Consider the following 14736-nt stretch of genomic DNA (forward strand, 5'->3'; position numbering starts at 1 on the left):
ATTCCACATAGATGAAATTGATAATCATTTTCAATTAGCATCTCTATTATATAAAGTGCGAAGCTGGAAGTAAAGATTATATTCAGAAAATTCACGTAATCGACAAATTTGAAGACTAGTCGACGCACATTCTTTCCCAGGAAATAATTGCTGTCATTTCTTGTCGTAAGAGAAACATCTAGATAAACATTCTTTCGCTCATTGAAACGTTTTGACTGAATAAATCGTCTTATGAAGAGATTTGATGTAAGGAATAGAGAAAAAAAGACACCAGCAAGTGTTTGCTGATGTCCTTCGTTTTACGATTTAAGAAACGTGCTCTTGAAGAAACTCTGTCACTTCTTCAGGTGATTTTGCGTTTGCACTGTGTAAATGACCTGTTTTTTCGCCATTTTTGAAAATTAACAGGCTTGGAATACCCATGACCTGATACATTTCTGCTAGTTCAGGGAAATCATCTTTGTTTATTTCAAACCATTCATGGTGAGCATACGCCTCTAAGATGTCTGGAATGAACATGTCCATTCTTGTACAGTCAGGACACCATGTTGCAAAGAATTTAACGATGACTTCTTTGTCAGATTGAATGATTTCATTGAATTGTTCAGTACTTGTGATTTTTTTCAATTTGTCACAACTCCTTTTCAATGTCATTTTAATATAAAATAAAGGCGAATGACATACAAATGCTCGGGAGGCGCTTACAACTTTACAAATCATTTCAATTCCGTAACAAGAAAAATTAATTAGAGCATTTTTGCTTGAAAGTGATAAGATAGTAAAGATGAATTTTAGTGGGGGGAGTATCCATTGAAAATAAGTTTAGGATTGATTTACGGCGGAAAGTCAGCCGAACATAATGTATCACTGCAAACAGCCCTTGCAGTTACAAAAGCACTTAACACTGAGAAGTTCGATATACATCCAATTTATATTACAGAAGAGGGCGAATGGCTAAGAGGAGAAAAACTCACTGAACCAGTATCAAACGTCAGAATGCTTCAATTTGAACAGAATGCAAAGACGTTTTTACCGACTTCTTTAAACGAGAGCATGTTTCCACAGCCTACATCTGCTGATGAGAAGATTGATGTTGTCTTTCCATTATTGCACGGACCAAATGGTGAAGATGGAACGATGCAAGGATTACTTGAATTGTTAAATATCCCGTATGTCGGCAACGGCGTTCTTGCTTCTGCCGCGGGTATGGATAAAGTCATGATGAAAGATGTTTTTGCTCAAGCAGGACTTGCACAAGCAAAGCACCTTTCCTTCAATAAAAAAGACTATGAGAAAGCCACACCAGACAGCTTAGAACAGGTGGAACAAGTACTTGGCTATCCATGCTTTGTGAAACCTGCCAACATGGGATCAAGTGTTGGAATAAGCAAATGTCGCAGCAAAGAAGAGCTGCAAACGGCATTCGACTTGGCTTTCCAATATGATCGACGTGTGGTCGTAGAAGAAGGCGTCGTAGGAAGAGAAATCGAGATTGGTGTATTAGGAAATGACGAGCCAAAATGCTCTGTCGTTGGTGAAATTGCACCTAAAACAGATTTTTATGACTACAAAGCAAAATATGAAGATGGCGATACAGATTTGATCATTCCTGCAAGTGTGTCAGAGGATGAGTATAAGACGATTCATGATATGGCGATTAAGGCATTTAAATCCCTAGATGGTTCTGGTCTTGTACGTGCAGACTTCTTCCTTACAGAAAAAGGCGAAGTGTTGATCAATGAAGTGAATACAATGCCTGGATTCACACCATTTAGTATGTTCCCGCTGCTTTGGAAGCACACTGGTGTAGAGTACCCAGAGCTCATTGAAAAGCTAGTGTCACTTGCAATTGAACGCCATCAAGAAAAACAAACCATTAAAACGACTTTTTAATGTGAGCAACGAGCAGACACTATCCTTAGGTAGTGTCTCTTTTCCTTCAAACGTGAAATGAGAAAGAGAGGCGAAAAAATCATGATCAAACGTACAGTGAAACAAATCGCCCAAATGGCTGGTGGGACACTATCTAATCAAGCTTTTGGCGAAGAGCAAATTCACGGAGTGACGACAGATACACGAAAAGTATCAAAAGGTGCATTGTTTATCCCCCTAATTGGAGAACATTTTAATGGTCACACATTTGCTTCTAAAGCAGTGGAGCTTGGAGCGGCAGCTGTTCTTTGGAATCAAAAAGAAACCAATCCACCAGAAGGCGTACCTGTCATTCTTGTCGACGATACACTGGCAGCCCTTCAGCAATTGGCAAAATCGTATTTAAAAGAAGAAAACCCTCGTGTTGTCGGTATTACAGGAAGTAACGGGAAAACCACGACGAAAGATATGATTCATTCCGTCTTACAAACAACGTATCAAGTTCATAAAACAGACGGTAATTTTAATAATCATATCGGTCTTCCGCTCACCATTCTTTCAATGCCAAAAGGTACAGAGATCGCTGTATTAGAGATGGGCATGAGCGCAAAAGGCGAAATCGAGTTTTTGTCAAACCTAGCTGAGCCTGATGCAGCAGTCATCACCAATATCGGAGAGTCTCATATGCAAGATTTAGGATCAAGAGAAGCCATTGCTGATGCAAAATGTGAAATTACAAAAGGGTTGAAAGAGGATGGCACCTTTTACTACTTAGGAGATGAACCTTTGATTCGCGAGAGAGCGACTCAACTTTCTCAGCAAGTGAAAACCTTTGGAGAAGCAGATGACTGTGATATTAAGGTAACGCATATTAACCAGCTTGCAGAAGGAACTGAATTTCAAGTTGAAGGGTATGCTCAAGGGTTTCTCATTCCTGTATTAGGGAAACATAATGTGAAGAATGCCCTTGCTGCCATTGCTATAGGTCAGCATTTCGGACTGAATGAAAGACAAATCGCCCAAGGACTCATGCAAACAAAGTTAACAGGAATGCGTCTTGAACTGTTTAAAACAGAAAAAGGAATTACTGTTATCAATGATGCGTATAATGCAAGCCCTACTTCTATGAAAGCTGCTATTGATCTTGTAGGAGATATGGACGGCTTCGCAAATCGCATTCTTGTCCTTGGAGACATGCTAGAGATGGGTAGCGAAGAAGAAACATATCATTATGAACTAGGCCGCTACATCAAGCCTGAATTTATTGATCATGTGATGACGTATGGCCGTTTAGGTGCATTCATCGCTGAAGGAGCAAAGAAATCATTCGGTGATACGCGAGTGTTCTCATTTATGGACAAAGAGGAACTGAAGAAAAAACTTGCTGACGTAGCAGGTCCTGATGATGTGGTCCTTGTCAAAGCTTCACGCGGCATGAGATTAGAAGAAGTCATTACTGCACTATAAAAAGTGAGCGGCAAAGAAGGTGACAGAATGATTGGCTGTCTATGTATACATGGATTCACTGGTGCCCCCTATGAAGTGGAACCGCTAGCGCAATATTTAAAGCAGAAGACAGATTGGAATGTTCAGTCTGTCACGCTTCCGGGGCATGGAGATGAGCTTCAGCTAAAAGGTATTCTCTATCAAGAATGGATTGCGACAGCTGAATTAGAACTTCTTTCTCTTTACAGAACATGTAAGACTATTTTTTTGATCGGGTTTTCTATGGGAGGAATGATTGCTTCTTATCTTGCAGCGAAGTATCCAGTCGCTCGTCTTGTCCTGTTAAGTGCAGCGGCTAAATATGTGAATCCAAAACAAATGATTCAAGACACAAGGCAGATGGTGAAGGAATCATTGTCTGGGCTAATTGATACGAACCCTTTGTATGATAGATACCGCCATAAGCTAACGAGCACACCGCTGTCAGCCGCTGTAGAATTTATGAAGCTGGTGAAGCAAACGAAGAGCTCCCTTGAGAAGCTTCACCTCCCTGTGTTAATTGTTCAAGGGGAAAACGATGGGATTGTCCCAGCTTCAAGTGCACAATTGATTGACCATAAAATCCCGTCTCGTCAGAAAGAAATGTTTTATTTACCTGATTGTAAACACCATGTTTGTCATGAGCCATGTGCGCAGCAATTGTTTGAAAAAGTAGAGGAATTTCTGAAAAAAACAATTTAATCTATAGAAAAGCGAAAATGTGGCTAAACTAATATAAATTGAATCCCACTTGTTAAAAATTGCATCATTTTTGTCGAATGAGTGACAAGCCTATGGTACAATAGGAAAGAAAAGGTGGTTGATTCGGTTGTTTCAATATGACGGAAAAACCTTTGTCCCGCAGTCTAATTCGAGTAATGGAGAAGTATCGGTTGGCACCGTATTTCAATATCGTCAGGACGGGAATATATTAACGGGCACGTATCAAGGCGGCAGTATTATATCTGGTGTACTTGTAGGAACTGTAAATGAGGATGGAACACTTCATTTTAGGTACCACCATGTCAGCAAAGACGGCAGCATGAGAAGCGGGTCTTGCAATTCTACACCTAATCAGTTGGATAACGGAAAAATTCAACTGTTCGAAAAGTGGAAATGGATGGATGGCGATCAAAGTGATGGTGAATCTGTCATTGTGGAACAGTAGATATATCCATTTCTGTCTTGTTGAAAAACAAATAGTGTAATGGTAAGATATAAGGTAGGGTAATTCGGGCTTTGTATATAATGGACCTGTCCTTTCGGAAAAGGGCAGTTTTTAATGATCATTCACGAGATTACTGAAACAGCAATTAGAAGGAGTTTGAATAATTTGACTATAACGTTTCAAGATTTTCAATTAAGCGAAAGTCTCATGAAAGCTATTAACCGCATGGGATTTGAAGAAGCAACACCGATTCAAGCGGAAACAATTCCTCTCGGTCTTCAGAATAAAGATGTCATTGGACAAGCACAAACAGGAACAGGAAAAACTGCAGCGTTTGGTATTCCTCTTGTAGAAAAAATTGACCCAGCGTCTCCAAACATCCAAGCGATTATCATTGCGCCAACAAGAGAATTAGCGATTCAAGTATCTGAAGAGCTATACAAAATTGGCCAAGACAAGCGTGCGCGCGTACTTCCGATTTACGGTGGACAAGATATTGGTCGCCAAATCCGTTCACTCAAGAAAAATCCTCATATCATCGTAGGGACTCCAGGACGTTTACTCGATCACATTAACCGTCGTACAATGCGTCTTCAAAATGTTGAAACTGTTGTGCTTGATGAAGCAGACGAAATGCTAAACATGGGTTTCATCGAAGACATTGAATCGATCCTTTCAAATGTACCAAGTGAACACCAAACACTTTTATTCTCTGCGACAATGCCTGCACCAATTAAGCGCATTGCAGAACGTTTCATGACAAACCCAGAACACGTAAAAGTAAAAGCGAAAGAAATGACTGTCTCTAACATCCAACAGTTCTACTTGGATATCCATGAGCGTAAAAAGTTTGATACATTGACTCGCCTTCTTGACATTCAATCACCTGAGCTTTCAATTGTCTTCGGCCGTACAAAACGTCGCGTTGACGAATTGACTGAAGCACTTAACCTTAGAGGTTATACAGCTGAAGGTATTCATGGTGACTTAACTCAAGCGAAACGTATGGTTGCGCTTCGTAAATTCAAAGAAGGTTCAATCGATGTGCTTGTCGCAACAGACGTTGCAGCACGTGGACTTGATATCTCAGGCGTAACACACGTGTATAACTTTGACGTACCACAAGATCCAGAAAGCTACGTACACCGTATTGGACGTACTGGACGTGCTGGACGTACAGGTATGGCGATGACATTCATCACACCACGTGAAAAAGATATGCTTCGTGCGATCGAGCAAACAACTAAACGTAAAATGGATCGTATGAAAGAACCAACACTAGATGAGGCAATCGAAGGACAACAACAAGTAACTGTTGATCGTCTGCGCACAATCATCAGTGAAAACAACTTAAACTTCTACATGACAGCAGCAGCTGAATTACTAGAAGATCATGATTCTGTCACAGTGGTTGCGGCTGCCATCAAAATGATGACAAAAGAGCCGGATGCAACGCCTGTTCGTTTGACAGATGAAGCACCAATGGTTTCAAAACGCAATCGTAACAACCGCAGCTCTTCTAAACGTAGAGACGGTGGCGGCGGAGGCGGCTATCGCGGAAAAAGCCGTTCATCTTACGGTGACAAAAAGCGTTCTTCAAATGACCGCAATCGTTCTTCTAGCGATCGCCGTCAAAAGAAATCTTATAACAACTAATTCAAAAGCGAATCCTTTGCAGGGTTCGCTTTTTTTAACAGGTTTCCTGAAACTTTTTAGGCTTTCTTTCGTAATATATTGATAGAAAAGTAAGAGAATGGGGGAAGAATGTGAGAAAACAGCCGCAACGTCAAATTAGTTTAAGTGGTTTAAAGGTATGGCGCCTTCAAAATGGAATCATCTCATTGATTTTCTTACTCATCATCATTGGGGTATTTGTTGCTAGTTATTATCTTCATTGGCCATATTGGATTGGCGCCATCCTTGCTGGTCTATGGGTCTTACAGGCTATTTTTGGCATTTGGCTTATACCGAAAATCCGTCATCGCATCTGGCGCTACGAAGTTTTCGAAAATGAAATCGAAATTCAGCATGGACTCATTCGTGTCACACGTGTGATTGTACCGATGGTGCGTGTCCAGCATGTCGATACATCACAAGGGCCACTCTTAAGGCGCTACCGTTTGGCTTCTGTTCAAATATCGACTGCTGCCACAGTTCATGATATACCGGCGCTAGAATTAGAAGAAGCAGATGAGCTTCGTGATTACATATCTCGTTTAGCAAGGGTGACGGAAGATGATGTCTGAACCAAAACGTGTACATCCAATCTCGATGTTCATTGATTTTATATCAGATGCCGTATCCATGATCAAAAACTTCATTATCCCTTTTTTCGTGATTATTTTTGTGAACTCGAATTCGAGCATTCGTTTTTATGCATTTATCATTCTTGGTGTGCTCCTTTTATGGAAAGCTGTTTTAACCGTTTTAGCATGGAGGCGTTTCACCTACCGGATGGAAGATGATGAATTTCGCGTAGAATCGGGCGTCATCACAAAAAAGAAAAAATATATTTCGTTAGAACGAATTCAAACGGTGAATACAAGTGAAGGTATTTTTCAGCGGATTTTTGGTTTGGTGCGTGTTCAAATCGAAACAGCTGGCGGAACAGACGGTCCGGAAGTGAGTCTGACGGCGATTACAAAAGCAGAAGCGGAACAATTAAAGCAATCAATTTTCAACCGGAAGAAAAGCTTGCAACAAGAAGAAATGGTGGATGAAAATGGAGGTACCCCGCATGATCCTCTGGCAGCACACCAACCTGTAGAAAAAGAAATCAATGTTTCCTACCGGATGGGGATACCAGAACTGCTTTTGGCTGCGACCACATCAAGCGGGATCGGCGTCATTATTTCTGGGTGTCTTGCCATTTACACACAAATAGATGAAATTCTTCCTTTGGACGGATTCATCAAGCGGTTTTCTTTTTTAAGTCATGCGAGTGTTGAGATTTATGCGATTCTCATATTTATGGCAGTATTGATTGCATGGATTCTTAGTGTTGGGGTAACAGCCCTTCAATATGCGAATTTTAACGCAAAACGAAAAGGGAAAGACATCATCATCACAAGAGGGCTCATTGAAAGGCATCAAATGACCATTCCGCTTGCGAGAATTCAAGCAGTGAAAATCAAAGAAAATATTCTTCGTGAACCCTTTGGTTTTGCGACGGTGATGCTTGTGAGTGCAGGAGGTTCTATTACAGAAAAAGAAACCTCTTCCGTCTTATTTCCACTGATTCGGAAGAAAAAAATCAACGAACTGCTCTCTCAATTCACAGATGATTATCATTTGGAGCCAGAATCTGAATTGAAAAAGGTGCCAAAGCGTTCACTCAAGCGCTACCTGATCTCTTTCGGCTTTGTGCCATTACTTGTCGGCGTGATCCTATCTGTCCGTTTTCCGCCATGGGGGTATTTGGCCCTCATTCCGCTTCCTATTGCGTTGGTTTTTGGCTATTTAGCTTATAAACAATCAGGCTATACGATCAAAGGTCCATTGATTCAACTGACATCAAGAGGCATTGGCAAAACCACTGGAATTGTCTTGAGAAAACGAATGCAAAACTATACGATGACACAATCATTCTTCCAAAAGAAAGGCCGAGTGGCGAGTATTCACACCTTTGTGAAATCCTCTGCGTTGCTTGATTCCTTTGGTGTACATCACCTTGAGGAAGAAGATGCAGCACGTGTAATGGATTGGTATTCGTATGAAAAAAATAAATCTTCTTAAACAAAAAATGTCGATCCGCTTCCTGTTCATAGGAGTGATCGACATTTTTTATGAGGTTAGTAGCGTCTTTTTTTTGAATGGAAAACTAGCGTAAGAGGTGCTAGGAGCATGCCGCCGATCAATCCAAATAAGTGAGCCATGATATTGATGTTTGAGTTGACGAACGTCATAATGACAGAGACGGCAAGAATCGTTAAGATCACCTGAGAATTGCCGCGATCCATCATATGCGGTTTAAATAGAACAAGGTATAAATAAACGCCAAACAAACCGAAGATCGCACCAGATGCGCCGACATGTACATACTCTAAAGGCTCCACCCAATAGGTTCCGAGGTTGCCAATGAATCCTGCACCAAGATAGATAATGAGAAATCGAACCTTCCCAAGCAAATGCTCAAGTGCTGGAGCGAATAAGAACAATGACATAGAATTGAACAAAATATGGGTCAGACTTCCGTGAAGAAAAACAGGTGTGATAAGTCGCCACCATTCTCCAGCAGCTACACCATAATTGAAACCGACGAGATGGTCGTGACCAAGCTGGATAAGAGGGATAGGAAGCGCAAATAGAAGCCATAGACTAAATTGCAAAGCAAGGATCGTTGTGACGATTGGATACGATCTAATAAATTGTTGAAAGCTCTCCGTTCGAATAAACATAACAAACCCCTTTTGACTAGATAATGGTAAGTTTATAGTAACACGTTTATGAAGAGAACATCCAAATTAGTACGAGTATCATAGGAGGTACCTCATGATCAAAGGAATAGGTCTTGATATAGTAGAGATCAACCGGCTCGCGCATGTGCTTAGTAGACAACCTCGTTTGCCAGAACGAATTTTAACGTTAAATGAACAAGACATCTTTCACGCACTTAGTGAAAAGCGGCAGCTGGAATTTTTGGCAGGACGTTTTGCAGCAAAGGAAGCTTTCGCCAAAGCATACGGAACGGGAATTGGAAGGCATTTAAGCTTTCATGACATAGAAATCCAGAAAGACAAACATGGAAAACCTTTCATCAAAAGCGAAAAGACGAAGGACGACCAAGTTCATGTGTCCATCACTCACACGAAAGAATATGCTGCGGCACAAGTTTTAATTGAAAGGTTGTCAAGCTAGTCTGCATATTGTTTGTCCCCCCTTCATATATTGGGTAGTGCGATAAGGAAGGGCGAGTTGCTAACAGGCTTTGATGGTTCGCGGTACGCAGTTAACTCTTGAGGCGTACTGTTAAAGTCAAACAAGCGGTTTCTTCCTTTTAACACAATTAACGAAGGGGTTGAAAAGGGTGAGAAAAAGCTTTGTTTTGCTTGTAACGGGAATCCTTTTTGTACTGATTCTCTCCGCATGCGGTCAAAAATCTCAGAAGGATATCGTTGGAGATTTAAACAAAAAGGCAGAGGAAATGACATCATACAAAGCCAAAGCAAAAATGACCATTGAGACAGGAAATGACCCGCAGGAGTATCAGGTAGAAATTTGGTACAAAAAGCCGGAACTTTACCGTGTCTATTTAGAAAATCCGAAAAAGGATCAGAGTCAAGTCATTTTAAGAAATGGCAATGGTGTGTTTGTGCTGACACCTTCATTGAACAAGAGCTTCCGTTTTCACAGTGATTGGCCGAATAATAGCAGTCAGGTCTACTTATTTGAGTCACTCGTGAAGGACATTAAAAATGACAGTGCTGCTCAGTTCAAAGCGAAGGATTCAAAGTATGTGTTCGAAACCAAAACCAATTATCAGCACAACCAAATGCTGCCTACCCAAGAGATTACCTTTCATAAAAAAACAATGGCGCCTGCCAGTGTGAAAGTGCTGGATAGCGACAAAAAGCCAATGGTGAAAGTGGAATTCTCTCACTTTGAATTCAATAAATCCTTTGACAAAGATGCATTTGATGAGAAGAAAAACATGACACTCTCTCAAATGGATGTTGCCACAAGTGCAGACCCATCTGACAGCTTCGCAGTGAAAACGCCAGTTGACATGCCAGAGGGTGTGAAAAAGATGGAAGAGAAAGAAATGATGACAGATGCCGGGAAGCGTTATGTGATGACGTATGGCGGAAAGAAATCCTTCACACTCATTCAGGAAAAAGCGAGAGTTGCTGAAGCATCTACGCCTGTGACAATGAACGGCGAGCCAGTCGACCTTGGCATGACAGTTGGGGTTCTGACAGATCAATCCCTTTCATGGACATCTGACGGAGTGGACTACTTGATTTCTTCAAGTGATCTATCGAAGGAAGAGCTCTTGATGGTTGCAAAGAGTGTAGAAGGCCAGTCAGCTAAATAAATATCTCAGGCGAGAGCCTTAGAAATTGAAGGATCAGCCCTATTGCAAGGGCTGATCTTCAGCGTGTAGACAAACCTTCGCATTCGTTGTCAGGTCTGCGCGCCGGTGCTCACGAATGTCAAATTCGCTCCGCGCCAGTGCTCGGCCTTCCTAGACTTCAAAGGTTTTCTATCACGCTGAAAAGAAGACAAAGTGCTAAAATAAAGATCATTTTAGCACTTTGTCAACAATCTGAGATCAGCCCTATTGCAAGGGCTGATCTTTTTTTGATTTGTTTCACTTTATTCTTGATTTTTAGTATCATATGAGAGGATTGAATCATTCAATAGGGAAGTGTGACGGATGGACACAAATGCCTTTTATAGAGACACATGGGCAGAAATTAATTTATCAGCAATTAAGCATAATGTTTCACATATGAAAGATCATATCGGTCAAAGTGTTCAACTAATGGCTGTGGTGAAAGCCAATGCATATGGACATGGAGATATAGAAGTGGCAAGTGCTGCTCTCAAAGCGGGCGCAGACATTTTAGCCGTCGCCTTTTTAGATGAGGCCGTTTCTTTAAGAAATAAAGGCATCAAAGCACCAATACTTGTACTCGGCGCCGTACCGACTGAATATGTCAAAGTCGCCGTTCGATACAATGTCATCATGACCGCTTACTCCATCGATTGGCTGAAAGACGTCATCAACATGATGGAAGGCCAGATGGGACAACCTATAAGATTTCATTTGAAAATAGACAGCGGAATGAACCGATTAGGTGTGAAAACGATAGAGCAAGTGAACGAAGTGAAAAAGCTTGTCGACGAGCATTCTTATTTACAGCTGGAAGGCGTATTTACTCACTTTGCGACAGCAGATGAAAAGGATGAGGCCTACTTTGATCGCCAGGTTGACACCTTTCAAACACTGCTTGAGCCGCTTCATACGGACAAGCTTCTCGTTCATTGTGCCAACAGTGCAGCAGGTTTAAGGTTTAAAGACGTTTTGTTTAACATGGTTCGCTTCGGCATCAGTATGTACGGGCTGTCACCGTCAGAAGAAATCAAGGATGAATTGCCTTTCAAGCTTGAAGAAGCCATGTCTCTTCATACGAAGCTTGCCCATGTGAAGCACATTCAAAAGGGTGAGAGTGTCAGCTACGGGGCAACGTATACAGCCAATCAAGATACGTGGATCGGCACGGTTCCAGTCGGCTATGCAGATGGATGGATTCGGAAGCTGGCAGGAACGGAAGTACTTGTTGGCGGAAAGCGTCGGAAGATCGCCGGAAGGGTTTGTATGGATCAATTCATGGTTGAACTGAAAGACAAGCTTCCAGTGGGCGAGACGGTCGTTTTAATTGGTAAGCAAGGCGAAGACATGATACCAGTCGATGAAATCGCCAAAAGGCTTGAAACCATTAATTATGAAATCACGTGCTCGATTGGTCACCGCGTCCCGAGAGTGTATATAGAGGACGACAAAAGAGTTCAAGTGCGGAATCCACTCCTTCAAGGCGGACCAAGTTTTTGATAAACAACATTCAAAAGAACGACAGTCAAACTGACGTCGTTCTTTTTTATTCGACAAAAGTAGGGTAAACATTCTCCCTTTTTTAGAGATTTTGGAAATACCGTATGATTTTCGGAAAAAAGCGTATAATGGGAAGGAGGAACTCCATTATCATCTTGATTTACGGGTGGCGAGCCGCTTCATGTTCTAATAAGAAATCATGAAAAAACAGCTTTGCTTGTGCATTGAATAATGGTATGATTAGTCTTGGAATGGATCGATACGGTATCCGTAAGTTTTGTGGAGGTGTATGTTTTTTGTCTGAATCCAGCGCAACAAACGAAATGAAGATTCGACTGCCGGAGACTTTAATGTCTGAGATCGAACGAGTAGCAGAGCAGGATAAGGTAACAAGAAATGAATTGATCTACCGAGCGACAAAAACGTATATTCGTGAACGTAATATTCGACAAAATCGTGAATCGATGAGACGCGGCTACATGGAGATGGCGAAAATTAATCTGAATATCTCTTCAGAGGCACAATACGCAGAATTTGAGGCTGAGAATACAGTTGAGCGATTAGTCAGCGGGGGTTAAACATTTGATTGTTAAACGCGGTGATGTTTACTTTGCTGATTTATCTCCTGTTGTTGGCTCCGAGCAGGGCGGGGTTCGCCCAGTATTGGTGATTCAAAATGACATTGGAAATCGCTTCAGCCCGACTGCTATCGTTGCAGCCATAACAGCCCAAATACAAAAAGCGAAATTACCGACTCACGTCGAAATTAATGCAAAGCGGTACGGCTTTGAACGAGATTCTGTCATTCTTTTGGAACAAATTCGTACAATCGATAAACAAAGACTGACAGATAAAATCACACATCTTGATGATGAGATGATGGAGAAGGTTGATGAAGCCTTACAAGTTAGTTTGGCTCTTATTGATTTTTAATATGGTGAGATATGGTTGCTCTACTGGGAGCAACTTTTTTTGTGTTCAATTTTTATTAACGTTATAATGAAGAAAGACTAAAGAAGAGCTTTAAATGTAAGTAGGGGGTAAAACATGTCGAATCATATCGTGTTAGCTTTTGCAAGAAAGCATCAAAAGGAATTAGAAAAAGAGTGGACGGACATTTTAAAACGACTCGGAGAAAAAGAAACGGACATGATGCTGAACGACAAAATGTATGAAACCATCTGTTCGGAATATGTTCAACTCATCATTACATCTCTTTCAGAGGGGGATAATGAGGATTTTGAAGAAAAAGTGCAAAATTTTGCTTTAAAAATTGTTCAAATGGGTATATCACTTAAGTTGCTGGCAAACGGTCTAACGGAAATTCGTACACATTTATATGAAAAAATGAACGATGACAAAGATACAACACAAGAAAGTCATGACCTCATTTGGCAAATCGATCGATTCATCACACCTATCCATAACGAGATCTTAAACCAGTATTCCATCTCATGGGAAAAAACCGTCAGCCTTCAAAAAATTGCGCTGCAGGAACTATCTGCCCCGCTAATCCCAGTATTTGAGCACATCACCGTCATGCCACTTGTTGGAACAATTGATACAGATCGTGCGAAAAAAATTATGGAGAACCTGCTCAATGGTGTCGTCAAACATCGCTCACAGGTCGTCTTAATTGATATCACGGGTGTACCTGTCGTGGACACAATGGTTGCCCACCATATCATACAAGCGTCAGAGGCTGTGAGATTAGTAGGAGCGAAGTGTTTACTTGTCGGGATTCGCCCAGAAATAGCCCAAACGATCGTTAACCTTGGAATTGATTTATCTCAGGTTACAACAAAGAATACCCTTCAAAAAGGAATTCAAACTGCTTTGGAAATGACAAATCGAAAAATTGTTTCATTGGAGGGATAACCAATTGAGAAATCACCCGAAGATTCCAATCTTAAAATTATATAATTGTCTTCTGATTTCAATACAGTGGGAGCTTGATGATCAAACAGCTCTTCACTTTCAAGAAGACTTACTGAATAAAATTCATGAAACAGGAGCAAACGGTGTTGTCATTGATTTAACATCCGTCGATATGATTGATTCATTTATCGCTAAGGTATTAGGCGATGTGATCACCATGTCTAAGCTCATGGGGGCAAAAGTTGTATTAACAGGAATACAACCGGCAGTCGCTGTGACGCTTATTGAACTTGGTATATCGCTGGAAGAAATACAAACAGCACTAGATCTTGAACAAGGGCTTGAGACACTGAAGCGGGAATTGGGGGAATAGATATGAAAGACCAATCCTGTGTAAAAATATTGACGGAATGGGATATAGTCGCAGCAAGACAATTGGGGCGCAACGTTGCAAAAGAACTTGGTTTTGGAACAGTTGACCAAGCAAGAATTACGACGGCCATTTCAGAATTAGCTCGAAACATCTATTTATACGCTGGTAAAGGTCAGATTTGTATAGAAGAAGTGATGGAGCGTGGAAAGCGTGGACTCAAGGTCATCGCAGCCGATGAGGGTCCTGGCATCATGGATATACGTAAAGTGATGGAAGACGGATTTTCTACATCAGGTGGACTCGGAGCAGGCTTGCCGGGCGTCAGAAGACTGATGGATGAATTTAAATTAGATTCTGCACCAGAACAAGGAACGGAGATACAAGCTGTTAAGTGGCTTCGCTAGG

At 41.3% G+C, this 14736-nt stretch carries 17 protein-coding genes; 15 read left to right on the plus strand and 2 right to left on the minus strand.

Annotated elements, in window-relative coordinates; translation table 11 throughout:
* Positions 1-306: 306 nt before the first annotated feature.
* Positions 307-627 (minus strand): thioredoxin family protein, encoded by a 321-nt coding sequence (locus MKX52_RS02420; RefSeq protein WP_119124428.1) that lies wholly within the window; start codon positions 625-627, stop codon positions 307-309.
* A gap of 183 nt (positions 628-810) precedes the next feature.
* On the opposite strand from MKX52_RS02420, the gene MKX52_RS02425 reads away from it, so the two are divergent.
* The 7 genes from MKX52_RS02425 (at position 811) to MKX52_RS02455 (ending at position 8260) form a co-directional block, all read left to right on the plus strand.
* Positions 811-1893 carry a D-alanine--D-alanine ligase gene (locus MKX52_RS02425; RefSeq protein ID WP_012008984.1) on the plus strand — a complete coding sequence of 361 codons (1083 nt, stop codon included), beginning with the start codon at positions 811-813 and terminating at the stop codon, positions 1891-1893.
* A gap of 81 nt (positions 1894-1974) precedes the next feature.
* On the plus strand, positions 1975-3339 hold the full coding sequence (gene murF / locus MKX52_RS02430; RefSeq protein ID WP_012008985.1) for a UDP-N-acetylmuramoyl-tripeptide--D-alanyl-D-alanine ligase: 1365 nt from the start codon (positions 1975-1977) through the stop codon (positions 3337-3339).
* A gap of 27 nt (positions 3340-3366) precedes the next feature.
* Positions 3367-4059: an alpha/beta fold hydrolase gene (locus tag MKX52_RS02435; RefSeq protein WP_342491407.1), complete on the plus strand. Its 693-nt coding sequence runs from the start codon at positions 3367-3369 to the stop codon at positions 4057-4059.
* Positions 4060-4186: 127 nt separating this feature from the next.
* Positions 4187-4525, plus strand: coding sequence for a hypothetical protein (locus tag MKX52_RS02440; RefSeq protein ID WP_012008987.1), 339 nt, complete (start codon positions 4187-4189; stop codon positions 4523-4525).
* A gap of 165 nt (positions 4526-4690) precedes the next feature.
* The gene (locus tag MKX52_RS02445) at positions 4691-6181 is read left to right on the plus strand and encodes a DEAD/DEAH box helicase (protein WP_041815194.1); all 1491 of its coding nucleotides are present in this window, start codon (positions 4691-4693) and stop codon (positions 6179-6181) included.
* A 110-nt stretch (positions 6182-6291) separates the two neighbouring features.
* Entirely contained in the window at positions 6292-6771 is a 480-nt protein-coding gene (locus MKX52_RS02450; RefSeq protein ID WP_342491408.1) for a PH domain-containing protein, read from the plus strand.
* A complete protein-coding gene (locus MKX52_RS02455) occupies positions 6761-8260 on the plus strand; it encodes a PH domain-containing protein (RefSeq protein WP_342491409.1) in 1500 nt (499 codons plus the stop codon). Before MKX52_RS02450 ends, MKX52_RS02455 begins: the two co-directional genes overlap by 11 nt.
* A 56-nt stretch (positions 8261-8316) precedes the next feature.
* Here the strand turns inward: MKX52_RS02455 and MKX52_RS02460 are convergent, their stop codons facing one another.
* Positions 8317-8922, minus strand: a complete 606-nt coding sequence (locus MKX52_RS02460; protein ID WP_342491410.1) for a rhomboid family intramembrane serine protease — start codon at positions 8920-8922, stop codon at positions 8317-8319.
* 94 nt (positions 8923-9016) lie between these two features.
* On the opposite strand from MKX52_RS02460, the gene acpS reads away from it, so the two are divergent.
* The 8 genes from acpS to MKX52_RS02500 all read left to right on the plus strand — a co-directional run bounded on the left by acpS (position 9017) and on the right by MKX52_RS02500 (position 14735).
* The gene (gene acpS, locus MKX52_RS02465; RefSeq protein WP_342491411.1) at positions 9017-9382 is read left to right on the plus strand and encodes a holo-ACP synthase; all 366 of its coding nucleotides are present in this window, start codon (positions 9017-9019) and stop codon (positions 9380-9382) included.
* 160 nt (positions 9383-9542) lie between these two features.
* A complete protein-coding gene (locus MKX52_RS02470; protein ID WP_088004450.1) occupies positions 9543-10559 on the plus strand; it encodes an outer membrane lipoprotein carrier protein LolA in 1017 nt (338 codons plus the stop codon).
* A 342-nt stretch (positions 10560-10901) separates the two neighbouring features.
* Positions 10902-12080 (plus strand): alanine racemase, encoded by a 1179-nt coding sequence (gene alr / locus MKX52_RS02475; protein WP_342491412.1) that lies wholly within the window; start codon positions 10902-10904, stop codon positions 12078-12080.
* A gap of 296 nt (positions 12081-12376) precedes the next feature.
* Positions 12377-12658: a hypothetical protein gene (locus MKX52_RS02480; protein ID WP_012008995.1), complete on the plus strand. Its 282-nt coding sequence runs from the start codon at positions 12377-12379 to the stop codon at positions 12656-12658.
* Between the two features lie 4 nt (positions 12659-12662).
* A complete protein-coding gene (ndoA, locus tag MKX52_RS02485) occupies positions 12663-13013 on the plus strand; it encodes a type II toxin-antitoxin system endoribonuclease NdoA (RefSeq protein WP_003214169.1) in 351 nt (116 codons plus the stop codon).
* 114 nt (positions 13014-13127) lie between these two features.
* Complete coding sequence (locus MKX52_RS02490) at positions 13128-13958, plus strand: RsbT co-antagonist protein RsbRA (RefSeq protein ID WP_012008996.1); 831 nt, start codon at positions 13128-13130, stop codon at positions 13956-13958.
* A 4-nt stretch (positions 13959-13962) separates the two neighbouring features.
* Positions 13963-14331: an RsbT antagonist protein RsbS gene (gene rsbS / locus MKX52_RS02495; protein ID WP_003214235.1), complete on the plus strand. Its 369-nt coding sequence runs from the start codon at positions 13963-13965 to the stop codon at positions 14329-14331.
* Between the two features lie 2 nt (positions 14332-14333).
* Positions 14334-14735 (plus strand): anti-sigma regulatory factor, encoded by a 402-nt coding sequence (locus MKX52_RS02500; RefSeq protein WP_003214085.1) that lies wholly within the window; start codon positions 14334-14336, stop codon positions 14733-14735.
* The last annotated feature ends 1 nt before the right edge of the window (position 14736 follow it).

The organism is Bacillus sp. FSL R5-0422 (assembly GCF_038610765.1).
Lineage (GTDB): Bacteria > Bacillota > Bacilli > Bacillales > Bacillaceae > Bacillus > Bacillus pumilus_O.

Bases quoted from the DNA above. Each gene is read 5' to 3' on its own strand.
- murF (WP_012008985.1), top strand. From the start codon at position 1,975: ATGATCAAACGTACAGTGAAACAAATCGCCCAAATGGCTGGTGGGACA.
- MKX52_RS02435 (WP_342491407.1), top strand. From the start codon at position 3,367: ATGATTGGCTGTCTATGTATACATGGATTCACTGGTGCCCCCTATGAA.
- MKX52_RS02455 (WP_342491409.1), top strand. From the start codon at position 6,761: ATGATGTCTGAACCAAAACGTGTACATCCAATCTCGATGTTCATTGAT.
- MKX52_RS02460 (WP_342491410.1), bottom strand. From the start codon at position 8,922: ATGTTTATTCGAACGGAGAGCTTTCAACAATTTATTAGATCGTATCCA.
- acpS (WP_342491411.1), top strand. From the start codon at position 9,017: ATGATCAAAGGAATAGGTCTTGATATAGTAGAGATCAACCGGCTCGCG.
- alr (WP_342491412.1), top strand. From the start codon at position 10,902: ATGGACACAAATGCCTTTTATAGAGACACATGGGCAGAAATTAATTTA.
- MKX52_RS02490 (WP_012008996.1), top strand. From the start codon at position 13,128: ATGTCGAATCATATCGTGTTAGCTTTTGCAAGAAAGCATCAAAAGGAA.
- MKX52_RS02500 (WP_003214085.1), top strand. From the start codon at position 14,334: ATGAAAGACCAATCCTGTGTAAAAATATTGACGGAATGGGATATAGTC.